The organism is Acinetobacter sp. S54 (genome assembly GCF_016624945.1).
GTDB lineage: Bacteria > Pseudomonadota > Gammaproteobacteria > Pseudomonadales > Moraxellaceae > Acinetobacter.
In genome coordinates, this window is record NZ_JACVUI010000001.1 from 37920 (window position 1) to 62715 (window position 24796).

General features: G+C 39.8%; 26 protein-coding genes. 11 read left to right on the forward strand and 15 right to left on the reverse strand.

All coding sequences use genetic code 11. The features are described 5' to 3' along the window. Positions 1–67: 67 nt before the first annotated feature. The gene (locus IAE20_RS00165; RefSeq protein ID WP_200482787.1) at positions 68–2581 is read left to right on the forward strand and encodes a TonB-dependent siderophore receptor; all 2514 of its coding nucleotides are present in this window, start codon (positions 68–70) and stop codon (positions 2579–2581) included. A 179-nt stretch (positions 2582–2760) separates the two neighbouring features. Here the strand turns inward: IAE20_RS00165 and ahr are convergent, their stop codons facing one another. The 8 genes from ahr to IAE20_RS00205 form a co-directional block, all read right to left on the reverse strand. After that, entirely contained in the window at positions 2761–3783 is a 1023-nt protein-coding gene (gene ahr, locus IAE20_RS00170) for an NADPH-dependent aldehyde reductase Ahr (RefSeq protein WP_200482786.1), read from the reverse strand. A 24-nt stretch (positions 3784–3807) separates the two neighbouring features. Further along, complete coding sequence (locus tag IAE20_RS00175) at positions 3808–4365, reverse strand: DNA-3-methyladenine glycosylase I (RefSeq protein WP_200458934.1); 558 nt, start codon at positions 4363–4365, stop codon at positions 3808–3810. Positions 4366–4403: 38 nt separating this feature from the next. Continuing rightward, positions 4404–4649, reverse strand: coding sequence for a hypothetical protein (locus IAE20_RS00180; protein ID WP_200458935.1), 246 nt, complete (start codon positions 4647–4649; stop codon positions 4404–4406). Between the two features lie 10 nt (positions 4650–4659). Beyond that, on the reverse strand, positions 4660–5196 hold the full coding sequence (locus IAE20_RS00185; protein WP_200482785.1) for a M23 family metallopeptidase: 537 nt from the start codon (positions 5194–5196) through the stop codon (positions 4660–4662). 39 nt (positions 5197–5235) lie between these two features. Beyond that, on the reverse strand, positions 5236–6270 hold the full coding sequence (gene mutY / locus IAE20_RS00190) for an A/G-specific adenine glycosylase (RefSeq protein ID WP_200482784.1): 1035 nt from the start codon (positions 6268–6270) through the stop codon (positions 5236–5238). Between the two features lie 122 nt (positions 6271–6392). Then, positions 6393–6755: an HIT family protein gene (locus tag IAE20_RS00195; protein ID WP_200458938.1), complete on the reverse strand. Its 363-nt coding sequence runs from the start codon at positions 6753–6755 to the stop codon at positions 6393–6395. Between the two features lie 64 nt (positions 6756–6819). Next, complete coding sequence (locus tag IAE20_RS00200) at positions 6820–7554, reverse strand: dienelactone hydrolase family protein (protein WP_200482783.1); 735 nt, start codon at positions 7552–7554, stop codon at positions 6820–6822. A gap of 261 nt (positions 7555–7815) precedes the next feature. Then, complete coding sequence (locus IAE20_RS00205; protein ID WP_004986102.1) at positions 7816–7974, reverse strand: DUF1328 domain-containing protein; 159 nt, start codon at positions 7972–7974, stop codon at positions 7816–7818. A gap of 187 nt (positions 7975–8161) precedes the next feature. Between IAE20_RS00205 and IAE20_RS00210 the strand changes: the two genes are divergently transcribed. Beyond that, positions 8162–8614 carry a YcgN family cysteine cluster protein gene (locus tag IAE20_RS00210; RefSeq protein ID WP_200458940.1) on the forward strand — a complete coding sequence of 151 codons (453 nt, stop codon included), beginning with the start codon at positions 8162–8164 and terminating at the stop codon, positions 8612–8614. Between the two features lie 12 nt (positions 8615–8626). Here IAE20_RS00210 and IAE20_RS00215 read toward each other — a convergent pair whose 3' ends face one another. Continuing rightward, a complete protein-coding gene (locus IAE20_RS00215) occupies positions 8627–9268 on the reverse strand; it encodes a cation transporter (RefSeq protein ID WP_200458941.1) in 642 nt (213 codons plus the stop codon). 65 nt (positions 9269–9333) lie between these two features. Here IAE20_RS00215 and IAE20_RS00220 point away from each other — a divergent pair, with 65 nt between their 5' ends. From IAE20_RS00220 to IAE20_RS00235, 4 genes are all read left to right on the forward strand, one after another. Then, complete coding sequence (locus tag IAE20_RS00220; RefSeq protein WP_200482782.1) at positions 9334–9741, forward strand: Cd(II)/Pb(II)-responsive transcriptional regulator; 408 nt, start codon at positions 9334–9336, stop codon at positions 9739–9741. A 128-nt stretch (positions 9742–9869) separates the two neighbouring features. Beyond that, positions 9870–11042 carry a PQQ-dependent sugar dehydrogenase gene (locus IAE20_RS00225; protein ID WP_200482781.1) on the forward strand — a complete coding sequence of 391 codons (1173 nt, stop codon included), beginning with the start codon at positions 9870–9872 and terminating at the stop codon, positions 11040–11042. A gap of 75 nt (positions 11043–11117) precedes the next feature. Next, a complete protein-coding gene (gene ampC / locus IAE20_RS00230) occupies positions 11118–12248 on the forward strand; it encodes a class C beta-lactamase (protein ID WP_227611142.1) in 1131 nt (376 codons plus the stop codon). Between the two features lie 91 nt (positions 12249–12339). Then, complete coding sequence (locus tag IAE20_RS00235; RefSeq protein ID WP_200482780.1) at positions 12340–13614, forward strand: replication-associated recombination protein A; 1275 nt, start codon at positions 12340–12342, stop codon at positions 13612–13614. Between the two features lie 8 nt (positions 13615–13622). Here IAE20_RS00235 and IAE20_RS00240 read toward each other — a convergent pair whose 3' ends face one another. From IAE20_RS00240 to dapA, 4 genes are all read right to left on the reverse strand, one after another. Next, positions 13623–14450 (reverse strand): formate/nitrite transporter family protein, encoded by an 828-nt coding sequence (locus IAE20_RS00240; protein ID WP_200482779.1) that lies wholly within the window; start codon positions 14448–14450, stop codon positions 13623–13625. 266 nt (positions 14451–14716) lie between these two features. Beyond that, the gene (gene purC, locus IAE20_RS00245) at positions 14717–15436 is read right to left on the reverse strand and encodes a phosphoribosylaminoimidazolesuccinocarboxamide synthase (protein WP_200458946.1); all 720 of its coding nucleotides are present in this window, start codon (positions 15434–15436) and stop codon (positions 14717–14719) included. A 39-nt stretch (positions 15437–15475) separates the two neighbouring features. Beyond that, complete coding sequence (locus tag IAE20_RS00250) at positions 15476–16081, reverse strand: lipoprotein-34 precursor (NlpB) (protein ID WP_200482778.1); 606 nt, start codon at positions 16079–16081, stop codon at positions 15476–15478. A 9-nt stretch (positions 16082–16090) separates the two neighbouring features. After that, positions 16091–16987 carry a 4-hydroxy-tetrahydrodipicolinate synthase gene (dapA, locus tag IAE20_RS00255; protein WP_200458948.1) on the reverse strand — a complete coding sequence of 299 codons (897 nt, stop codon included), beginning with the start codon at positions 16985–16987 and terminating at the stop codon, positions 16091–16093. Positions 16988–17334: 347 nt separating this feature from the next. Here dapA and pncA point away from each other — a divergent pair, with 347 nt between their 5' ends. After that, positions 17335–17967: a bifunctional nicotinamidase/pyrazinamidase gene (pncA, locus tag IAE20_RS00260; protein ID WP_200482777.1), complete on the forward strand. Its 633-nt coding sequence runs from the start codon at positions 17335–17337 to the stop codon at positions 17965–17967. Between the two features lie 43 nt (positions 17968–18010). After that, positions 18011–18982 carry a bile acid:sodium symporter family protein gene (locus IAE20_RS00265; protein WP_200482776.1) on the forward strand — a complete coding sequence of 324 codons (972 nt, stop codon included), beginning with the start codon at positions 18011–18013 and terminating at the stop codon, positions 18980–18982. Positions 18983–19053: 71 nt separating this feature from the next. Here IAE20_RS00265 and IAE20_RS00270 read toward each other — a convergent pair whose 3' ends face one another. Then, positions 19054–19341 (reverse strand): GNAT family N-acetyltransferase, encoded by a 288-nt coding sequence (locus tag IAE20_RS00270; protein ID WP_200458951.1) that lies wholly within the window; start codon positions 19339–19341, stop codon positions 19054–19056. 1150 nt (positions 19342–20491) lie between these two features. On the opposite strand from IAE20_RS00270, the gene IAE20_RS00275 reads away from it, so the two are divergent. Next, positions 20492–21505 carry an AraC family transcriptional regulator gene (locus IAE20_RS00275; RefSeq protein WP_227611187.1) on the forward strand — a complete coding sequence of 338 codons (1014 nt, stop codon included), beginning with the start codon at positions 20492–20494 and terminating at the stop codon, positions 21503–21505. Between the two features lie 45 nt (positions 21506–21550). On the opposite strand, the gene IAE20_RS00280 is transcribed toward IAE20_RS00275, so the two are convergent. Next, positions 21551–22486: an AraC family transcriptional regulator gene (locus tag IAE20_RS00280; RefSeq protein ID WP_320159815.1), complete on the reverse strand. Its 936-nt coding sequence runs from the start codon at positions 22484–22486 to the stop codon at positions 21551–21553. Positions 22487–23580: 1094 nt separating this feature from the next. Here IAE20_RS00280 and IAE20_RS00285 point away from each other — a divergent pair. Then, positions 23581–24117: a fimbrial protein gene (locus IAE20_RS00285; RefSeq protein ID WP_200482048.1), complete on the forward strand. Its 537-nt coding sequence runs from the start codon at positions 23581–23583 to the stop codon at positions 24115–24117. A gap of 49 nt (positions 24118–24166) precedes the next feature. Then, positions 24167–24763, forward strand: a complete 597-nt coding sequence (locus IAE20_RS00290; RefSeq protein ID WP_200482047.1) for a fimbrial protein — start codon at positions 24167–24169, stop codon at positions 24761–24763. Positions 24764–24796: the final 33 nt, after the last annotated feature.

Below are 24796 nucleotides of genomic sequence, written 5' to 3' on the forward strand. Positions count from 1 at the left end.
GCAAGGTGTACAAAATCGTCGTCCCAAACGACATAGCAAGGACAAAGAGAAATTTTCCGGGGACAATATGGCGACTCTAGTGCCAATATATCATTTTAAACAGCGCCAGCTCGCCCTGCTGGTATCGCTGGCATTCTACGCAGGTTCATTATGGGCAGATACAGCAGCTACCTCAATTAATATACCCGCCCAATCACTGGATACTGCTTTGCAACAACTGGCACAGCAAAATGGCGTACAGATTTTATTTGTTAGCGATTTGGTCAAAGGTCTGCAAAGCTCGAAATTACAGGGTCAGTTAACGCTTGAACAAGCATCAGAACGGCTTTTGCAACAGACACATTTGCAGTTAAAGCCTTTGGGAGAAGGGCGATATTCAATTGTTAAAATATCATCGGATGATTCACGACCAGTCACCATCATGCCAAAGCTGGTTTCGGGTGCAAAAGGCGAATCTGCGACCAGTTTGCCTCTGATTAGTTTACAGGCACAGCAAGCGGGTACGACCGATGGTACACAATCCTATACTACGCGAAGTATGAGTACGGCCACTAAAATGAACCTGTCCATGCGGGAAACACCACAGGCAGTCACTGTCATTACTAACCAACGCATTCAGGATCAGAACTTGGCGACAGTTAACGATGTAGTGCAAGCTACTCCCGGACTGACTTTCAGGCGTTTCGGACCAGAGCGAGCTTCCTTTTATGCGCGGGGGATGTATGTAGACAACCTGATGTTCGACGGTCTGCCAGTCAGTCTAGATAGCTCTAATTTATCACAAGACTTGCTGGCCACTGACATGGCGATTTACGACCGCGTGGAGATCGTGCGCGGTGCCACTGGACTAGTGCAGGGCGCAGGTAACCCATCGGCTGCCATCAATCTGGTACGCAAGCGACCGACTGATGTGCCACAGATATCGGTCGACCTGAGCGCTGGTAGTTGGGATCGCTATCGAGCAGAATTAGATGCCTCTGGTCCTTTATCGAAGGATGGCAGTCTGCGAGGTCGTACAGTGATCGCTGCTCAGGATTATGAGAGTTATAAGCGTGGTGAAAGCAGCAATGGCCAGACATTCTACGGAATTTTAGAGAAAGATTTAAATGCATCCACCACACTCACGCTCAGCGCGCTACATCAGGAAAGCCGTTTGCATGGCAATGGCTTTACGGGCCTTCCAGTAGCGCGAGACGGTAGCGATCTGGGACTGCCTCGGTCTACGTCCTATGCCAATGACTGGGAACATTGGAACAAGACTACCAGCTCAGCTTTTGTGGGTCTAAACCACCTATTTGACAACAACTGGCGGATGCACCTCTCAGCGTATTACGCGCAGGCCGATGTTGACATGCTGGGTCACTATCTCAGTTATAGCTTTACCACGGGTAATTATACTCAGCTAGGTGCACGCAATTCTCATCAGGAAAAGCAAAGCAGCGTAGATCTGTATGCCAATGGCCCCTTTGAGCTGCTAGGCCGTACTCACGAGTTAGTGCTAGGTGCCAGTTACCGTAACATTGATTTTGACGGCAATAGCCGCCAAGGTGTAGTTCTCAACAGCAACCTCAATCTATACAACTTTGACTCGAGCGCCGTTGCAAATCCTAATATTCCTTTACGAGACTGGATGGATGCAAAGATCAGCCAGCAAAGTGTATATGCTACAACACGCCTCAATTTGGCTGATCGACTAAAGCTCATATTAGGGGGACGTCTGGATTGGTTCGACTATAACGATACGGTTAATACCTATCCGAACTTTGCCTCAAACACGCCATCTGTCAGTGCTCATAACAACTATAGCGTCAGCCACCAGTTAACGAAGTATGCGGGACTAGTCTATGATCTGAACGATCAGCATTCGATCTATGTGAGCTATACCGATATCTTTAAGCCTCAAAACTATCTGGATGCGAGCAGCAAGCTATTAGATCCAGTGACGGGCAACAACTACGAAATGGGTATCAAGGGTGAATATTTTGATGGTGCACTGAATGCATCGGCAGCCGTGTTCCGAATGGATCAGGAAAATCGTGCCTTCCGTAGCACTGACCAGACTCAATGTGCTGGATATCCAACGGTTACCTGTTATTCAGCTGCTGGTGAGGTGCGGAGCGAGGGTGCAGAATTCGAGGTGCAGGGCGCCGTTACCCCTAACTGGCAGGTGGGTGCAGGCTACACGGTTGCGATTGCTCGTTACCGAAAGGATGCGACGGCCGCTAACGTGGGAGCAGTTTTTGACACCGATACTCCACGGCACCTGTTCAAGCTGTCGACGATGTATCGGTTACCCGGCGAACTTCAGCACTGGCGCGTGGGTGGCTCGGTTTATCGTCAGGGATCAATCTACAATAAGGGCACTGCGAGCGGCGTACCATTCTATATCAGCCAAAGTGCTTACACTGTGGCCGATCTGATTTTAGGGTGGCAAGCCACACCGAAGCTAGATCTACGCCTCAATATCAATAATGTTTTCGACAAAAAATATTATAATGCTTTGTCTGGCACTGTGGGTTTCCCTAGTAATGTCTATGGCGAACCACGCAATGTAACGCTGTCAGCAAAATATAATTTCTGACTTTAACAACGGTGCTAATACCAGTTTCCAGTCAGATGCCATAACATAAATTAGGCAGCGGGATCAGTTTTATGATAATGCCGACGCACCATATTATTGGCTTAATAGTGCGGTATAGATTTTAGTTGGTTTATAAAGAAGGCTGCATGATGCAGCCTTCTTTATTTCATAACAAAGGCTTAAAAATCGGCCTGTAATACAATCCGATAACGAGCCTGACCTGAATGTAAACGCTCTATCGCATCATTGAGTTTTGACATTGGATAAAGCTCAATTTGTGGTGCAATATTTTTACGTGCAGCGAATTGTAGTAACTGACGCAAAGCTGCTGGTGAACCCGTTGGTGAGCCTGTAATTGATTTTGCACCGCCAATTAACGCACCGACAGGCACAGGAACTGGCTCTAACACCAAACCCAGAAAATGGAATGTGCCATTTGGAGCTAATGTATTTAAATAAGCATTCCAGTTGAGTGTCACATTCACGGTACTTAGTAATAAATCAAACTTCCCGCGTTGAGCTTTAAGGGCGGCATCATCACGGCTATTCACCACATGATCTGCACCCATCGCTTTGAGCTCTTCGGTCTTATCTGGATTTGAAGTAAATGCGGTAATTTCACAGCCCCATGCTTTAAGCAGTTTAATCGCCATATGACCTAAGCCACCAATCCCAATCACTGCCACATGGTGAATCGCTTGAATCTGATGTTTTAGAATGGGATCAAATACCGTAATCCCACCGCAAAGCAATGGGCCTGCACTGGTGGGGTCCAGATCCTCGGGCAAAGGAATGACCCATTGCCAGCCAGCACGAACTTTATCAGCGAATCCACCTGCGTGACCGACGATCGTTGCGGTATGTTCCCCCGTACATAAGACTTGATGTCCGCTTATACATTGGTCACACGACTGACAACTTTCTGCCGTCCAGCCAATACCAACACGTTGTCCGACTTTTAAGCCTTTGGCCTCACCACCGAGTTGAGTGATCGTACCAATAACTTCATGTCCAGCTACTACTGGATAAACGGAAGAATGCCAATCGTTATTGATGACTGAAATATCAGAGTGGCACAGGCCACAATACTCAACTTTGACTTCTACCTGATGAGGTTGTAATTCACCAGCATCAAAAGAAAAGGGGACTAAGGCTTCGCCTGCCTGCATTGCCGCGTAGGCATGAATCGTATTGCTGTTCATCATTATGTCCTTGTATATTAAATTTTATGAGCGAAAGGAACAGTGATTTTCGTGGTCATTGACCATGCCTACTGCCTGCATAAATGCGTAACAGGTGGTTGGCCCCACAAATTTAAAACCTTGTTTCTTTAAACGTTTAGACAGTTGTAGACTTTGTTCAGTTTGGGCGGGTGCCTGACGATAATCTGTAACATCATTGATTATGGGATGTTGTTTTACCGTTTCCCAAAGCCATTCGGTCATATTGTATCCTTGACTTTTGAGTGCCTGCCATGCAGTGGCATTGTCACGAATGGCCTTAAGTTTACCAAGATGACGAATTAAACCTGTATCACTTAGTTTATGCTCAAGTTGCTCATCTGTGAGTTGGGCTATGTCTTCAATAGAATATTGAAAAAAATGCTGTCGGTAAGCTTCGCGTTTTTTGAGTACTGTAATCCATGAAAGTCCAGCTTGTTGTCCTTCAAGGCACAGCATTTCAAATAATCTGCTTTCTTCAAATTCTGGTTTTCCCCATTCTTCATCATGATAAGACATGTAAAGTGGATCACTTGAACACCAACCACAACGTTGCACAGTCATGCGCGGTTCCTTATTTTTAGCGATAATTTAAGTTATTGTTATAAAGTAAAAGGCATCCATTGATCTGAAGATGTATCCCAATAATACAACTCTGCCTGAGCTAAATCTTCAAATTTAAGCCAAAAATCTTGACCAGATTTATCTGCGTAACCGGTGCTAATGAGCAGGGCATCCTCAGAGACTTCCATGATCCAGCCTTGATAGCTTTTCTGATTCAAATAGATTTTTTGTTGATTACCAGATTCGGCAAATTCAACTATTCGATTGATCAGAGCTTCAGACATAATTTATTTCCTAACGTAAATATGGATAAGGGTTGATTGCACCGCGCCCTTTTCCAGACAGATAAATACCATAATGTAAATGTGGTGCAGTAGATCGTGCATTTCCCGTATTGCCGACATAGCCAATGAGATCACCTTTTTTGACATAGTCTCCAATGGCAAGACCGCGTTTATGTCCATCCAGATGAGCATAATAATGCCATGAACCCGATGGTCCCAAAATCCAGATAACTTTGCCACCCAAATTATTATTGCGTAAATCGGCAATTAATCCATCTGTTGCACTGTACACTTTTGTTCCACGTGGAGCCATAATGTCGATCCCTTCATGACGTCGACCCTGACTACGCGCTGCGCCCCATGTATCCGTCAGTTCAGTACGTTTTATTCCTTTGACTGGAATAGGTAAGCGTGTATCCAGTCTTTGTATCTGTAATTGACTCACGCGATTGGCGGATAACGGCTGAGATTTTTTGGGCGCTGTGGTACAGGCTGCCAGTAAGCTTAAAACAAAACCGAGAATGAAATAGGGGAGATGGCGAGGCACAGGCTCTCCGTTATTTTTATGATCACGATCTGCACTATGTCATGAATTGATAGCTGAGATCAATTTTTTCATAGCCGTGGGAATTCCTCGGGCAGTTGCTTGCTCAGGGCTTAACCAACAGCCTTTTAACTCGGTAAGGAGATGTTCTTGCTGTTCTGGTTCCACGTGAAACATTTGTATGTTCAGTAACCATGTAAAATGGGAAAAACTATGCGAAATCTGCGTCTGGCAAGAAAGAGGAGTAAGGTCAAATTGTGAGCGCCATTGTGATAATTGGTTTTTATCTTCAATAATCGGTAAACACCATAATCCACCCCATAAGCCATGTGAATCACGCTGTTGCCAAAACCATTGTTTATTTGACTGGATCAAAATAACATCCGCAGTTTTAACAGGAACCGTTTTTTTAGGCTTTTTAAAAGGCAATTCATTTTCCAGACCTTGTTGATGTGCTTTACAGCGTTGCTGCATAGGGCAATAAAGACACAACGGTTTTTTTGGTGTGCAGATAGTCGCACCCAGATCCATAATTGCCTGCGTGTAATCATGATTGCGTTCAACGGGACAAAGTTGCTCGGCTATTTGCCATAATGCGCGTTCATGTACGGGTTTGGACAAATCATCTTCTATTGCAAAAAAACGTGCTAATACACGTTTAACATTTCCATCCAGAATCACGCCGTATTGACGCAACCCCAGTGACATCAGTGCTCCACCAGTTGAGCGGCCAATACCAGGTAAAGCCATCCATTGTTCAAGGTTCTGGGGAAATTCGCCATTTTGATGGACTTGTATCGCAGCTTTATGCAAATTACGTGCGCGTGCGTAATAGCCAAGCCCAGCCCAATAAGGAGCAACGTCTTCCCATGTCGCCGTACCTAATTCATCCACTGTGGGAAAGCGTGCAATAAAACGATCAAAATATTGCAGTACGGTTTTCACTTGCGTCTGCTGTAGCATAATTTCAGAAACCCAAACTTTGTAGGGATCATCGGCAATTTGCCAAGGTAAGTCATGACGACCGTGATGATCGAACCAGTTTAGTAGGGCATCGGCAAAAGAAAAATCAGACATGAAAACAAAGAGCAAAGACCGGAACAGCAGTATAACCAAATTGACCTGAGTAAGTCATATCGGCTTATTTTTAGGATAAAAAAAAGATGATTCATAGATCATCTTTTCGATTAAATCAGGCGCTAACCCTGAACAATGCCCCAGCGATTGTCCAATTTAAGTTCCTGTCCCTTATAGCGGGGAATAATATGAATATGCAGATGTTCAGCACTTTTACCAAACACTTCACCATCATTAAAAGCGATATGAAAACCATCGGGTTGATGACGTAGATCAAGTTCATTACGCGCCAATTCGATTAAAGAAATCAGGCTTTTTCTTTCTTTATCTGTCACATCAAAAAAAGAGCTAACATGACGCAAAGGAATAATCACCGAATGTCCTTTAGAAAGAGGATGAGATTCGGGCAGGATGGCGCCAAATTCATTTTGATGGATGACATCATATTCATCAAATTCGCAATAAGGGCAATGTTTTTCAGTCATGATTCATCCTCTTTTTCTCATCTTGATATATGTACACGAATATGGCACTTATGTGCAGCAGATTTTATAAGGTTCTTTCAAGCAGGCCATACATGGCATTTAGACTTTGCTGTTCTGCTTGTGGATTGTAACCTAAATCGATGCCATTAGTTTGAGCACGTTCATCAGCTAAAGGATTACTAAAGCCATGTTTGGCATTTTCTAAAATAATCACTTCATAATTAACATTCGCATGATCCATCTCAGCTTTAAATTTAGCAACATCATTCAGGGTAACCAGGCTGTCCTGTTCACCATGCAAGACTAAAATTTCAGCTTGAATTTTGCCTTCTTCGGCGGGGGCTTTAGGTGTTAATGTTCCATGAAATGAAGCAACGGCTTTTAAATTTTCGCCAGAACGCGCCAAATCTAACACCACTTTGCCGCCATAGCAGAAACCAATAGCAGCCAGTTGTTCGGCATTGACTTCTGGCTGCGCAGCTAAAGTTTGTAGACCTGCAGAGGCACGGGTAATGATAGTATCTGGATCTTGAAAAGTTTGAGTCATCCATTCATTGGCCTGTGAAGCAGTGTTGGTCACTTTTTTGTCACCATACATATCGATGGCTAACGCTGCGTAACCATGTTCAGCCAATTCACGTGCGCGCTGTTCAGTGTATTCGGTTCTTCCCCACCATTCAGGTGCAACAATTACCCCCGCCACAGGTGTTTCACTTGCAGGTGCAGCAAAATAGCCAATCAGGCTTGAACCATCTTTTGCGGTATAGTGAATTTCACGTGTTTTGATGGTAGATGTCATACCTTAAATCCTGATATCAAACTGAAATTGAAAATGATTAAATCATAAAAACCGTGGTGATATGCATATTCAATGTAATCAATTTAGTCATAAATGTGAGAATTTATGTAGGGATGCATAATCTCTATGCAGTAACCCTAAAATACCCGAAACAAAACCCCGTTTAAATCTGAATTTAAACGGGGTTTGTTAATCATTTTACAAGGATTTTTGATCCTTTTTTAAATAGAGCTTAAACTAAATGATTGATGTCGATGGAGCCTAAGCTCGACCTCGTGAAATAAAGCCAATAATGGCTAAAATCACGGCAACCACCAATAAAATCACTGCAAAGTCTTTGGATAAGCCTGCAACTCCACCAAAACCTAACAAGCTTGCAATCAATGCAATCACAGCAAAGATAATCGCCCAGCGAAACATAGTTCTAATCTCCTTATATTTATCGTTCTTTAAATATAGAACCTAAGACTAAAAAGCTATGTGTTGTTTATGTGTGCAATCTGTATATTGTCTTTAATATTCAATTAATTGTGTTACAAAAACTATGTAAAGAATGCACATTAGAAACAGTGTTATAATGTGTATTCGCTGTTGGGGCACCTGCTTTATGAACACTGAAACCCGTCCATTTTTCTGGAAACATTATTCGCTTGAACAACTCAATCAGGCAGAGTGGGAAGCGTTGTGTGATGGTTGTGGATTATGTTGTCTGATTAAACTTGAAGACGAAGACAGTGCAGAAATTGCCTATACTAAAGTGGCGTGTAAATTATTAGACTGTCAAACGGCACGTTGTTCAGATTACTCCAATCGGCATCAGTTCGTTCCAGACTGTATTCAACTTACGCCCGAAAAATTACAAACGATTCGCTGGTTACCTTCAAGTTGTGCCTATCGACGTTTAAATGAAGGAAAAAATTTACCGTCATGGCATTATTTAAATACTGGGTCACGTCAAAGTGCTATCAAAGCACGTAAATCGGCAGCAGGGCGCTGTATTTCAGAAGTGGACGTTTCAGAGGACGATATTGAAGATTATATCGTCCGTTGGATTCGATAAAAAAAAGCAAATTTAATGCGAATGAGACAATTGATTTTGTTGTTGAGCACGTCGTTCCCGCTGTGACTGTTTAATAATGCTCCAGCCTGCACTCAAGCCTAAACCTGCCATCAATAAAGCCACAATCAAGTCAGGTAATACACTTTGGGTTCCAAAGACCCCGAGCGCAGCTATCATCACCGCAATATTACCGATCGCATCATTTCGGCTGCATAACCAGACTGATTGCATATTGGCATCGCCGTCACGAAAAGCAAATAGCACCACCGCACTGATGATATTGGCGAGTAAAGCCATAACGCCAATAACGCCCATAGTGATTGCTTCAGGTGGAACACTGTGCAGATATGACCAGATTACTTTCCCTAAAATAATCAGCGCGAATAAACTCATAGTGAACCCTTTAAATAGAGCTACAGTTGCACGCCAATAGAGGCTCAAACCCAATGCCAGCAATGAAATAAGATAATTAATCGAGTCCCCAAAAAAATCCAGTGCATCTGCCCAGAGTGAAGCAGAGCCCGCCTGCATTCCTCCAAATATTTCAATGAGGAACATACCTAGATTTAAAATCAGTGCAATCCACAGTGCAATTTTAAACGTATTGCTTTTGACTTTAGGGATATCTTCATGATCACAGTTACAGCACGCCATTTGCAATTTCCTTCACTTTGGATAAGCTCATTAGAAAGTCTGGAGTCACTCTAGGGTCAAGTCTTATGATGAAATATTTGATTGGTGAACTTGCAAAAAAATCTCAGGTTTCTGTAGATACTATTCGTTTTTATGAAAAGCGAGGTTTACTCCTTGCAGCAAAACGGGCGGAGAACAACTATCGTTACTATGATGATGAAGCGTTAGACCAATTGATTTTTATTCGGCATTGTCGCGAACTGGGTATGTCTTTACACGAAATTGAAGAGTTAAATGAATTGCGCAAACAACCCCAGCAGCAATGTAAAGTGGTGGATCAGGCTATTGAGCAACATTTGGGGCATATTAATCATAAAATTCAGCAATTTGAAAAATTTAAAGTACAACTCGAACAACTGCGCGCTCGTTGCCAATCCACCAGCAATATCGATAATTGCAAAATTATTCAAACGCTCAAACAACATGATGCATAACGTGTTTTTGAAATATAAAGTAATTATTTGAAATATAGACTAAAACAAAAATACATTTTTCAAATATTTATTTCTTGATCGGTCTTTAAGATAAAAATAGAAAATACAATAAAGTGAGGTTCATCAAGATGACGATGCCATTTGCCACGTCGCTACTTTGTAGCAGTTTAATTTTATTGACCGCTTGCGGTTCCAATAATAGTCATTCACAGGAATTACAACAGACATCGAATCATACCCAAACCGCAACTCAGCCGATTCAGATTAATCAGACCTTTAAAACTCAGGAAGTCGCGCAGTTTAAGGAACCTTGGGCATTAGCCGAACTGCCTAATGGGCGTTTACTGGTGAGTGAACGTCAGGGCGTACTCAAAATTTTTAATCCAGTAACGAAACAAAGTCTCAATGTATCTGGCATTCCAAAAGTTCGTTATGGAGGCCAAGGTGGATTGGGTGATGTCATTCTGCATCCTCAATTTGCGCAAAATCAATGGATCTATTTGAGCTATGCAGAATCTGGTCAAGGTGGACAAGGAGCTGTGGTCGCTCGTGCTCGACTAGATTTAAGCACTCCTGACCAACCTAAACTGATTGATCTACAAAAAATTTGGCAGCAGATACCTAAAGTTTCAGGTCAGGGACATTATGGCCATCGTTTGGCCTTTGATCGAGAGGGTAAACTCTGGATTAGCTCAGGCGAACGGCAAAAATTTGATCCTGCGCAGAATATGCAATCTAATCTAGGTAAAATCGTGCGATTAAATGAGGATGGGCATCCTACTGAAGGAAATCCATTTGCAGATCAAGGGGGCGTTGCCGCGCAAATTTGGACTTTAGGTCATCGGAACCCTTTAGGAATGGCCTTTGATGGAAATGGGCAGCTTTGGGTCGTGGAAATGGGGCCAAAAGGAGGCGATGAACTTAATCGTATCGTGAAAGGTGCGAACTATGGCTATCCCGTTGTTTCCAATGGCGATCATTATTCAGGCTTGCCAATACCTGACCATGCGACCCGACCTGAATTTAAAGCGCCAGAAATCAGTTGGACTCCCGTTATTTCGCCATCAAGTATGATCATCTATCAGGGAGATCAATTTCCTGCATGGAAAGACAAAGCCCTGATTGGTGGTTTATCCTCAGAGTCTATAACGGTGGTGGATTTGAAATCTCAACCTGTACAGGAAGTTCAGCGTTTGAACATGAAACAGCGTATTCGTGGGCTGATACAAGCAAAAGATGGCTCAATCTGGGTGATTGAAGATGGTACGAACGCGCATTTACTTAAGCTCAGTGCCGAATAAAATTTTAAGTGATATAGAGAAATAATGATGTTGTCATTACTAGAGAAATCTTTCGGTTTAAGAAAAATATTATGGATGGTTGGGTTTTCTGTTTGTAGTTCATCGCTTTATGCAAAAGACCTAACCCCACAGGAGGTCAAAACGATTGTTGATCAGCAGTTTAAGCCACTATTGACCCAGTATAATATCCCTGGGCTGGCTGTTGGTGTAACGCTGAATGGACAACATTATTTTGTTAACTATGGTGTGTCATCTAAACAAACTCGGCAAGCAGTGAGTTCCCATACACTATTTGAATTGGGTTCAGTTAGTAAGACATTTAATGCAACTTTAGTGGGCTACGCACAGGCAGAAGGAGTACTTTCTTTTGCAGATCATCCAGCCCAATATTTTCCAGAGTTAAAAAATACAGCGGTTAATCGTGCAACGATACTTAATCTGGGGACGTATACTGCTGGTGGTTTCCCGCTTCAGTTTCCAGATCAAATCGTACAACACCAGGATATGTTGAACTACTTCCAAACATGGCAGCCGAAAAATCAAATAGGTACTCAGCGTCAATATTCCAATCCTAGTATTGGGCTGATGGGGTATCTGACGGCTTTGGCGATGAAAAGATCTTATAGTGAACTGCTTGAGAAAACACTTTTTCCAGCATTGGGTTTATCCGAGAGTTTTATTCATGTACCTGAACGGCAGATGTCCCAATATGCATGGGGATATAAAGAGAATCAGGCTTTGCGTGTTTCCGCAGGTATGTTTGATGCACAAGCCTATGGAGTAAAAAGCAGTAGTGAAGATATGTTGAAATTTCTGGATGCACAAATTAATCCACAACAATTGAAACAACCATTACGCAGAGCGATCGAAAATACCCATGTCGGCTATTTCAAAGTGGGGACAATGACGCAAGGATTAGGGTGGGAGCAATACCCTTATCCGGTAAAATTGGAAACTTTGCTAGATGGAAACTCCACTCAAATGGCACTCGAAAGTCATCCAGTTACGGCCATTAGATCCCCCAAAATTGCGTTAGCCTCAACTTTATTTAATAAAACAGGTTCTACCAATGGTTTTGGGGCGTATGCGGCGTTTATTCCACAGCACAAAATAGGCATTGTAATGTTGGCCAATACAAATTTTCCAAATGAGGCCCGCATTCGTGCAAGTTATCAGGTGGTTGAGGAGCTTTTGAAACGGCGTTAAGTTGTATCTAATGGTCACTCAGTGCAGATTCAAATTGTAGATTTGATCCAGACACAATAGACTACAGTAAAAGATTACACAGCCATTGATGATGTCAGATACGCATATTCCACTTCCTGAACGTTTACGTCCACGTGATTTATCCGAAATTATTGGGCAGGATCATTTGCTAGGCCAACATGCACCGCTGCGTCAAATGATTGATCAGGGACATTTACCTTCGATTATTTTCTGGGGGCCGCCTGGAGTGGGTAAAACCACCGTCGCGTTGTTACTGGCACAGGCAGTAGATCGTCCTTTTGTGAGTTTATCTGCACTAAATACTGGGGTAAAAGAACTGCGAGAAATTATCGCGGAAAGCGGTGATTTACTGACGCCTGTTGTCTTTATCGACGAAATTCACCGTTTTAATAAGTCGCAGCAGGACGCATTATTGAATGCCGTTGAAAAAGGCAAAATTACCTTAATTGGGGCAACCACAGAAAATCCTTCGTTTGAAGTAAATAGTGCTTTATTGTCACGCTGTCAGGTCTATACCCTCAATTCATTGGATCAAGATGCAATTCAAACTTTGCTACAAAAGGCTATTCAAACCGATCCTTTTTTAAAAGAACGACATATTCAGATTGAAGAATATGATGCACTGATTCAGTTCGCTGCGGGAGATGCTCGCAAAGCATTGAATTTAATTGATCTGATTGCCAGTACCTTTGAAGCTGATCAAGAAAATAGTATAACGAATGCCGTAACAGTCAAAGTTGCACAACAGAATATTGCGCGTTATGACAAATCGGGCGAGCAGCACTACGATATTATCTCGGCGTTTATAAAATCGATTCGTGGTAGTGACCCTGATGCGACTTTATACTGGATGGCACGAATGCTTAAAGGAGGCGAGGATCCTGTCTTTATTGCACGACGTATGCTCATTGCAGCATCAGAAGATATTGGAAACTCGAATCCGAACGCCCTGTTATTGGCTGGCGAATGTTTTCGTTCGGTACAGGCCGTGGGTATGCCTGAAGCGCGAATTATTTTAGGGCAAACAGCGGTGTATTTAGCCACTAGTCCAAAAAGTAACAGTACTTATTTGGCAATGGATCGAGCGTTAGCTTTAGCAGAAAAAACTGCAAATTTACCAGTGCCATTACATCTTAGAAATGCTCCAACCAAACTTATGAAACAGCAAGGTTATGGTGTAGATTATCTTTATCCGCATCATTATCCAGAGCATTTTGTATTACAGGAGTATTTACCGCCAGAGTTGAAAGGGGTAAAACTCTACGAATCGGCACGTAATAAACGTGAGGTTGAAGGTGAGCGATTGCAACAACGTCGCTGGCAGCAGGAACGACAACAGCAATAAATTGTGGTTTATTCCAGCTCTTCATTGACCTGCCCATAAATTAATAAAGTAAATACGCCCGTACCTCCAATAATATTGCCCAGTGCTGTGGGTAGTAAAAACTGGAATAAATATTCTGTAAAAGTTACTTGGCCTTTAAACACCCAATATGCCATTTCCGCAGAACCGACAATGACATGAGTAAAACCACCTAACGCCATCAAATAAGTAATGAAGAAAATCAGTAGAAACTTATTATTTGCTGAAGGCAGAATCCAGACCAGCGAGGCAATCAAAATACCCGCTGGAATGCCTTTAATAATATTTTCAGATACCGTAAAAGTAGCTACATGATGGGCCAACTTGTCAAATGATTGCATAAGATTTTCATCAAACAAATGAGGATTAAGCAAAAAGAGTGCGGCTAAGGCGGTTCCAATGAGGTTGGAAATAAACACAATTCCCCATAAACGTAAGACGCCTTTTAATTTATCAACACTAAAGGGTTTAAATAAAGGAACTACTGTGGCAATGGTGTTTTCAGTAAAAAGTTGCATATGTCCTAAAATGACGAGAACAAAACCGACGGTATAACCCATATTTTCAATGAGGAAAGAGCCCTTTGTTTCAGGGAGATATGCATTTAAAAGCGCTTTAAAGACGAAGGAAAAACTAATCACAATACCCGCAGTAATCCCCGAGAAAATGAGGGCTTTGGTAGGACGTTCCAGTTCTTCTATACCATCTTTACGAATAATTTCATAAACCAGTCGTGGCGAGAGCTTTTCATGTTCTTCAATCGCCATTTTTTCACGCCAAGTGAGCGTACTATCAGTATCTTGTTGTTCTTCACTCATTACTAAATTCCTTATTTTTTAAAGCCGTCAGTCGTTGTTTTAATCATTCGTTGTATTGTCTTTTTAAAAAATAAATGCATATGAATCCAGATGATTCCTTGAGCATTTATGTATTTTTTTATAACGACTTAAGAGCCACTTTATGAGGCATAGCGACTCAATTTTGAGTAAAAACCATATTTTTCTTATAAGACAAAATTTAAATACTTCTGAAATAAAAAAACGAGTCAGTGATCTGACTCGTTTTTTAAGAAAAGCAAATGGGCTTATATGTTGTCTAGATCAATGCCTAAACGTGCAGCAACTTCTTCATACGCTTCAACCACACCGCCTAAACCTTGACGGAAACGGTCTTTATCTAGTTTTTTCTTGGTGTCTTTGTCCCAAAGGCGACAGCCATCTGGAGAGAATTCATCACCCAATACAATACGGTCATGGAACACGCCAAATTCAAGTTTGAAATCGACCAGAATCATGTTACCTGCATCAAACAGGGCTTTTAGCACGTCATTGACTTTGTAAGTCAACTCTTTCATTTTTTCAAGCTGTTCAGCGGTTGCCCAACCCAGTGCAATTGCCTGAGATTCGTTAACCATTGGATCGCCTAAACCATCATCTTTATAGAACAACTCGAATGTTGGCGGAGTAAGTTCCTTACCTTCTTCAACACCTAGACGGCGACAAAGTGAACCTGCGGCATAGTTACGAATCACACATTCCACAGGAATCATTTTAAGTTTTTTAACTAACACTTCATTGGGTGTCAGAAGTTTCTCAAAGTGAGTTTCGATCCCAGCTTCAGCCAGTTTTTCCATAATAAAGGCGTTAAAACGGTTGTTGACCTTGCCTTTACGATCCAGTTGTTCGATTTTTTCGCCATTGAATGCAGAAGCATCATCACGAAAGACTAAAACCAAATGGTCTGCATCATCTGTTTCATAAACAGATTTGGCTTTACCAGTGTAGAGCAAGGTTTGTTTTAACATGGGGGAACCTTTTCCAAGAAAAATTTGCCTAGAGAAAGCCTAGGCTGGCCAATTTTGATAAATCTGATTGAGCAATTCAGTTGCTTTTGCTGGATCAGCAAAACTGTTATCTGGATTAAATAAAGCCAGATTGTGGGTATTGCCGACACCTGTCAGTTTCAATACATAGCTTTGTTCACCGACTTTGATGGTCGCTTCATAACCCGCTTTATTTTCATTTAACACTTTGTAGTTCAGACTACTAAGGGTCGCAACGGTGTATTGCCAGATGTCTGAGGTTGGCCCATTAATTTGTAACAATGGGTTTTTATTACCGTCGACAACCAGCTGAGGACGGCCCATCGCTACAGTGCTATTCGCACGAGTTGCAGTATCGGTATCTAACTTGGCAGAATCAGGACGAGGTAGTGCAAAACGTGTTCCCTGCTTATTTTCAAGCTTGGGTGCATGTTCGATCGCAAGCTCATCGACAGTAGGCGCAGGATACAGTGGCGTAAATGGTCGCACGGTTGCATCTGTCGGGAACTGGAGTGGAGCAAGCGTAGTGGTATTCTTATAATCTAAAGAATGATTATTAAAACTACTACAGCCTACTAAACCCATAGCGGCAATAGCAAAAGTTAGTCCAAGTCGTAACTGCATCATAATCTGCTCTTATTGAATAATTCCCGCTGCTTTCAGGGCATTACGGAGTGGTTCGCGATATTGCTGTGCAAGAGGTGTCAATGGCAAACGAATACCAGTGCCAATGAGTCCCATTTCATGTACCGCCCATTTCACAGGAATTGGGTTCGATTCGCAAAATAGATTATTGTGTACATTTGCAACTTTATTGTTAATTGCTTCAGCCTTGGCAGCATCACCACTCACTGCGGTGGCACAAAGTTCACTCATAATGTTTGGCGCAACATTTGCGGTGACAGAAATATTGCCTTTTGCACCTGCCAACATGAGTTGCCATGCAGTTTCATCATCACCTGAATAGACTGCGATTTTACCATTTAGAGCTTTAATTAATTCGCTACCACGAGGAATATCACCTGTCGCATCTTTAACGCCAACGATGTTGGTAATGTCCGCTAGACGAACGACAGTTTCGTTGAGCATATCGACACCAGTACGACCTGGGACATTATACAAAATTTGAGGTAGCTCAACTGCTTCTGCAATCGCTTTAAAATGCTGGAATAAACCTTCCTGAGTCGGTTTGTTATAGTAAGGAGTCACAAGTAAAGCGGCATCTGCACCAAGCTCTTTGGCAGCTTGAGTCAGTTCAATCGCTTCACGGGTTGAGTTTGCACCTGTTCCCGCAATAATGGGAATGCGTTTATTGGCCACACGAATGATTTCTTTGATCACTTGCGTGTGTTCTTCCATGCTTAATGTAGATGGTTCGCCGGTTGTACCTACGGCAACAATACCATTGGTTCCCTGATTTACATGCCACTCAACCAGCTTTTCCAGGCTCTTCCAATCTACGCTACCATCTTCAAACATTGGGGTGACGAGTGCGACAATTGAGCCTTGAATGGTCTGTGCTTGCTGAGTCATTTTAAAAAAATATCCTATTGTGCCATCCAGTGAGATAAAGAACGAGATATGGATGGTTTTGCAGTCTTTTGATTTAGCGCCTCAACAAAAATGATTTCTGTTGAATGACTATTATGCAAATTATGACTGATCGGAAGCGTAAGAACAATATGCTTTAGTCAAAGCAGTCAAAACTTTATGTACTCGCCTTGCATTTTAAGCGGAATATGTGGGTTCTCCATTTGGATCTGCATCATGCCGAAAGTCAAGTGCAACGTGTGGTAAGGCTTTATTTTAGCCAGTGACTTCTTATAAGATGCTCAAAACCACAGCAGAAATGATGATGATTTATATCAAGGAGTAGAGCAGTGAAACAGGGGAAAAATAGCGCTTTAATTGTGGTAGATGTTCAAAATGGCTTTACCCCAGGAGGACATCTTGCCGTTGCGCATGCAGATCAGATTATTCCTTGTATTAATCAGTTAGCACGTGTTTTTGATAATATTATACTGACACAAGACTGGCATCCTGCCGATCATATTTCCTTTGCTGAAAATCATGTAGGCAAACGACCTTTTGATGATATAGAGCTACCTTATGGTACACAGGTGCTATGGCCATCGCATTGTGTGCAGGGAACGTATGATGCCGATTTGCATCCTGATCTGGATATTCCTTCAGCGCAGTTGATTATTCGCAAAGGTTTTCATTCGGATATTGATAGTTACTCTGCTTTTATGGAAGCGGATCGCACAACCTCTACAGGACTTACTGGGTATTTAAAAGAGCGTGGTATTGATACTGTTTATATAACTGGGATTGCGACGGATTTCTGTGTGGCATGGACCGCAATCGATGCTAAACAAGCAGGATTTGAAAGTTATGTAGTGGTTGATGCCTGTAAAGCTATTGATTTAAATGGTTCCTTACAACAGGCATGGCAGCAAATGATAAGTAAAGGCGTCAAAAGAATGACGTCATCTCAGCTATTGGGCAATTAAATAATCTCAAAGTCCATATTTAATTAAAGATCAGGATGTTGCCATGGCATTTTTATTACGATTGACACAATTTATGCAAAAAACTTTTGCGTTATGGGTGATCGTATTTTCAGCGATTGCCTTATGGCAACCTACATATTTCGTCTGGCTTACGGCTTATATTCCGTGGATATTAGGCATTATTATGTTGGGTATGGGCATGACGATTAGCATCGCTGATTTTCGTGCTGTGCTTCAATACCCAAGAGCCGTGTTAATAGGCGTGGTGGCTCACTTTGTAGTGATGCCAAGTCTTGCCTTTATCTTATGTCAACTTTTTCAGTTGCCCCCGGCGATCGCCATTGGTGTGATACTGGTAGGTTGTTGTCCTGGTGGAACTGCTTCCAATGTCATTACTTATATGGCCAAAGGTAATACTGCGCTTTCGGTTGCTTGTACTTCGGTATCGACTTTATTGGCACCGATTTTAACGCCGTCGATTTTTTATCTTTTAGCCAGTCAGTGGATTCAGATTAATGTTAGTTCCATGTTCATTTCAATTTTACAGGTGGTCATTGTTCCGATTATTTTAGGAATCATCGTTCGTCATTATTTTACTCGGCAGGTAAATACCTATATTCGTGTGATGCCTTTAGTATCCGTGATTGCGATTGTGTTGATTGTGGCTGCAATTATTGGTGCCAGTAAGACCTCGATCTTACAATCAGGATTATTGATACTGGGTGTCGTAATACTCCATAACGGCTTGGGTTTTTTAATCGGGTATTGGGCAAGTCGCTGCTTAAAGCTTTCGCATTATGACAGCAAGGCGATTTCTATTGAGGTCGGTATGCAAAATTCAGGCTTAGGCGTAGCACTGGCCGCTGTGCATTTTGCTGCATCTCCAATTACGGCCGTGCCCAGCGCTATTTTTAGCTTATGGCATAATATTTCAGGGGCTGCTCTGGCCACATACTGGGCACGTCAAGCCGATAAAACAGTAGAATTATCTAATCAAAGTTTAGATGAAAAATAAGTACAGAATTTATTGAAGCGTATTTTTTAACAATTAAGGCATCAGTGGAATGATGCCTTAAAATATTAGTATCAAGCGTCTCTTAATACATCACGAATAGATGCATCTTTATCAAACACAGATTTTGCATAAGGGCAAAGCGGAATAATTTTAACTTGATTTTTTCGGGCAAAATCAACGACAGCATCTAAAAGCTTACGACCAACACCTTGTCCACGATACTCATCTGCGACATCGGTATGATCAATAATAAATAATTTTTCACCCGCCCATGTATAGACCATTTCGCCTGCAAGCTTGTCGCCATCGTGTAGTTCAAATACGCCGTGTTTGCCATCATCTTTTTGTTGAATGTTCAAAAGAGAACTCCTCTTGGGAATTAATATTTTAGTAATAGAGTTTTTAACTACAGGCTTGATTGTGTCAGTAAATTTAAGGAAAGTAGATAAAGAATTTGTTATTCATTTATCTCTATATGCGGTCAACAAGAAATGCTTTGTAGTTTTTAAAAAGACAATAAAAAGACCTATATACCATAGTAGAAGTGGTATATAGGTATAAAAGGTAGCATTTGCTAAGGGTTTGGGGCAAATGCTACTGGCGGTTATGAAACGCTCGATAAAGATCTCACATTTCGGAAATCATTATAGGAAACAGGAAACATTAAAGCTTGCCATTAAACACATAATTTTTTGTCATTTCACGTAAAATAAAAAATAAAGGTATATTTTGAACGTTATCTATAAAAAATAATCACGAATAGCAAAACTTAAACCCCTTGATGCAATCTCTTAGCAGTTAATAACAAGATTAAGATTAAACGGTATGACAACACAATTCCCTAAAAATTAATTAAATAAAAATCTATAAATAATGATTATTATTCCTCTTATTTGATGTGCCTTTACTGCACTAAAAGAATTATCATGTATACTATTTTTGAATTTAAGTCATAAAAACACTAAAAAATTAATGCTTAAATTTAAATCGTACTTAAAATCAATTATCATTAAAAACGATTATTTTTATCTTTTAGTTATAGCAATTTTTCAATAAAAAATAATAGATAGATTTTTTAATTGGTATAAATTTTTATTTTAAGTTGTTGAAATATATGTTTTTATTTAAATAGTTGAATATTAAAGTATTTTGTTTTTTAAAATTATTTTTATAAGTTTGTTTCTAATGAAAAATTTTTTTGTATAAATAGATAAGAAACGCAAAGTAAATTCATCAACAATATAATGGTTGAAAGGTGAGATATTTCACGTTTCAAAAATTCTTTAAGCCAATTCGACTGTTTTTGATCGAAAAACGATGGCATATCGTTTGTAAAACTGGCTTATTCAAAGAAATTAAATTGCAACACTACATTCTTAATTTCTTTTCATTTAGAAGAAGTCACTTCGTTTTTAAATCTTCTTCTAGATTTATCTTTATTTTGAAACTTTTAGTCATAGGCTTTGACTAGTCGTAATTTTTTTATAATTCATATGGTGAAACCTAGAAATGCAAACTACTTTCTATCATATAAAATCGGTAGATAGCAATCTTATACGGATGTTGGAGTTATTTTGTATTGAGCATCAAGTTAAGTTTCCCGATTTTATAAAGAATTATGCGAGTAAAGAGAGAACGCCATTTTCTGAATGGTTGTTGGTCTTGGACTATATTGCACAACAGTGTCCAATTTTTGCTTTAGGTTTAAAGATAGCAAATTTTGCTAGACCAGAACATCTTGGGATTCTGGGTTATCTAAGTTCAACCTGTGAAAATCTGGGTCATGTTCTATCCGTTTTTTCAAAATACAATCGTTTAAGCTATGACTTTATTGAGGTGCAAGTTGGCTGTGTCAATAATGAACTCATTATTAGCTGGGGTGGGGACTCCTCTTTTAAGGCAAGCGATCTAGCAGATGAACTGATGGTTGGTGTGATCCAGAATATTGCGAATATTCTTATTTTTCCTGAAAAGATTAAAATTAACCGCATTGAGTTTTCTTCGGTAATTCCTAAAAGAGTAAAGTTTTACGAAGATTATTTTGAGTGTCCAGTCCAATTTAATCAGAAGAAAACCAGTATATATTTCCCTTTGACGAATCTTAATTTTAAGATTTCAAGCCATGATGAAGTCCTTAATAATATTCTTCATCAGCAGGCAGAAAGTCTTTTAGCGGAACTCCCTAAGGGAAATTCTTTTGATGAAGAAGTCCGGCGCGCCATTATAAATGCAATTAATCAAGGTAAAATCTCGATTGATTATGTGGCTCAACAACTAGGCTGTAGCTCTCGTATTTTTCAATATAAATTGAAAAAAAAGGGATACTCATTTAAGCAATGTTTAAATGAAGTGCATAAAGAGCTTGCAATTATTTATTTGGGAGATGCCAGTTTAAGCATTTTGGATATCTCACATTTATTATCTTATAGAGAACAAACCTCTTTTAATCGGTCATTTAAAAGTTGGATGGGCATAAGCCCTCTACAATATAGAAGGAAAATATTGCAAAACTTTTTGAAGTAGAACAAGAGTCGGAATGGAATATCCTAATGTAAATTTTTCAAAAACTTAAGGTTTACTGGAATGCTCGTTTCGCCATTGTAATGGATTCATTCCTGTCCATAATTTAAACGCACGATTAAATGATGTTTGTTGATGATAGGCTAACAAACTGGAAATTTCATTAATAGTTAAAGATTTATCTTCAAGATATTGAAAAGCTAAACTCTTTCTTATGATATTGAGCTTATCAGAAAAAGAAGTTCCATTTGATTTGAGGCGATGCTGTAGCAGTCGAGGAGACATTCCTATTTGTTCAGCTACATATTGAATATCGCATCGATTGTTTTGAAGTGCATTTACGATACTTCTATAAAGAAGTTCATTAAATGAAATGTCTTGCGGATATTTTGAAAGTAAGTAGTCAGCATTTTTTTCTAATATACGTTTCAATACATGATCTGGATAACTTTGATTTATTTTAATATTAAACACTTCTTCATCATATGAAAGTTTATTAATAGGCCGATCAAAAAGTACAGGGCAGCCAAAAAAACGTTCATGAAAGATTAATTTATTTGGTCGTAGAGTACTAAATTCCATCTGTTTAATCTTAAACGTATTAGGATAAATTAGGCTATTCATAAAAACTAACATCATGGTAAAAGCAACATCATTTGCTAAACGAGTTTCTTTAACAAATTGTCCCGCTTTAACATAAGCTGGACTTTGCCATGTAAAGTTAATGGTGTGATGAGAGGTTTCCATGCAAACGGGTGCCATATGGTACCAAATGCGTTGATAACGTTGAAAAAGATGAATCACTTCTCCAGTGGTTTCACATGCCATACATAAGTAGGCCACAATTCCAATATCCGCGGGTTCACATAATTTACCAAGCTCTATGCCCAGGTCATCTTTGGGGTAGTGCTGATCTAAGTAATTCAGTATGCGATACCATTCCGCTAGTGGCAGCCGCTCATTAACATCATATTTTTTGGTAATGGTGAGGGAATAGCATGAAGATCACAGAATTTATTGACTAAATTTGCCAGACCACTACTGACACCTCTTGTATCGATTACTGTTCGCATGTGGTCTATTCTCCTTTATCCCATCTTATCCGTAATTCAAATTTTTTAATAATTTTTTGTCGATATGAAGACATTCTATACTAAGTCAATAAAGTTGGGAAAGCGAACAGAATGAATGAACCAGCAAAGATGATCTTGACCAGTGTGTAAATTAAAACAGTAAGCTAAATTGAAAATAGCAATTTTAAGAGATGAAGAACAATCTAAAAATTTTTTTAATTTTTAAAATAAAACATGCTTAAAATAAATCAAATAATCTAGAAATTTTTAAGGTGCTATATAGGTTAATTGAAGTATATATGAGGAAAACTTATTAATTTAAAAGTTTTTTTAAACAATAATTGTGAAATAACGATGTATTTTGTGGTTAAGATCTAAATTTAGAATAAAAAGTTGTCATATTATCTCTCAAAGCTCAATTAAAATTTTAACTCATTTAAATGAGAATTTTTAGGTAATTTAGATATGGAAAATATTTCAATAAATTTTGAATTTAAATTTAATATATTTTTCAGTGCCTTATCTTTTGTTGACAATATTTTTTTGTTGTAAATACATTTAAATTAAAAGAATATTTTTTTAAATTATGATTAAAACAGTCAACTTAAATATCAAGATTTGTGAAAAAAGATAAAAAATTATGTTTTTTTTGACAGGTTATATTTCTGGATAATTATTATTATAACCCTATCGAAGCTTCTTGTTAAAAGTAACGATTTGTGAAGATTACATTGAGTAATAAATTATTTTTTAAAATATAAAATTTATTTTAAAAAATATAAGGATTCATTTTAAGTCGATTTTACATGATTTTTGAAGATTGAGTTGAATTTATGCCTTATCTCAGTGTTTTTATTTTAGCACGACGCTTGAGTATTTTAGGGATAAAGCATTGCCGCAGGTGGTGTTTTGGTTGCCTAACATTTTGTTGGTAACACTAAATAAATTGTGATCATTGTTTTGATGATGACGAATTTTTAATTTTGAACTTTAAAGGTGAAATAAATGAAATTAGCGAAATTAGCAACTGCATCTGTACTTGTAGCTTCTTTGGCTCCATTCTGCGCAATGGCTGATAACACTGGTGTTGTTAAATTTCAAGGTCAAGTTGTTGATTCTCCATGTAATATTGAACAAGAATCTTTAGATCAAACTGTTGATTTTGGTCAGTTGTCTCGTAAAGCACTTGAAGCTGGTCAAGCTGCTGAAGCAAATTTTGATATCAAATTTACTGGTTGTGACTTTGATGCCTTTGCTAACGCAGGTCCTGTAAACACTATGGAAGTAACATTCACTGGTACTGAATACGCTGATGCAGGTAAAACTTTGCTTTCGACTTCTTCTAACAACGTAAACAACGTTGGTGTATCAATTAACGGTTTCACTTTCGGTACTGCTAAAGATGTATTGAGTAGCATTGTAAACCAAAAAGGCGACAACACTTTAACATTCAAAGCTTTAGCTTCAGCAGTTGACGTAGCTAAACCAGTAGCTGAAGGCAAATTCAGTGCTGTTTCTAACTTCCGTATTACTTATCAGTAATAGGTGTGCAGATCAATCACCAGTCATCTGACTGGTGGTTGTCTTAAGTTTGAAAGAAGAGGTGTTTGTGGTGATTGATCAGCGTAAAAGAGGTTGTGTTGTAGGAATCTTGTTTTCACTCTTTCTAACCGTTTCTCCTACTCTTACCGCAAAAGAAATCGGAATGCGTAATTTGGGCACTGCACAGCTAATCGGCAGTGTAATTTCAACGCCATGTTCGATTGTAATGCCAAACCGTGACCAAACTGTAGTTTTTTTACCAACAACACTAACGATGTTGTCTAGTGCTTTAGAGCGCGAACAACACACTCAGCCATTCGAGATCGAACTCCGAGATTGTGGTAGTGCTTACACCGCTATCGATACTAAAACATGGACGATCCGTTTTGATGGCTATAACGCAAATAATATTAATGCCTTCGTACTTGAAGGGCCTTCTCAGGGCTTGGGTGTTTCTCTACTCGATAACGATATGAAGACGCTACGACTGGGAGAAAATTACTCCTTATTTGAAAGCTTGTTGCGACATGACGAAGCCGGTCCAGCACTTTTTTTGCGTTATTTCTTGAGACTAGAACCGACAGGAAAACCGTTACAAGCAGGAAACTATCAGGGTTTAGTTCGTTTTTTTATTGATTATCAATGAGGCAAAAATGCGTTTTCTCAATATATAGAAAAT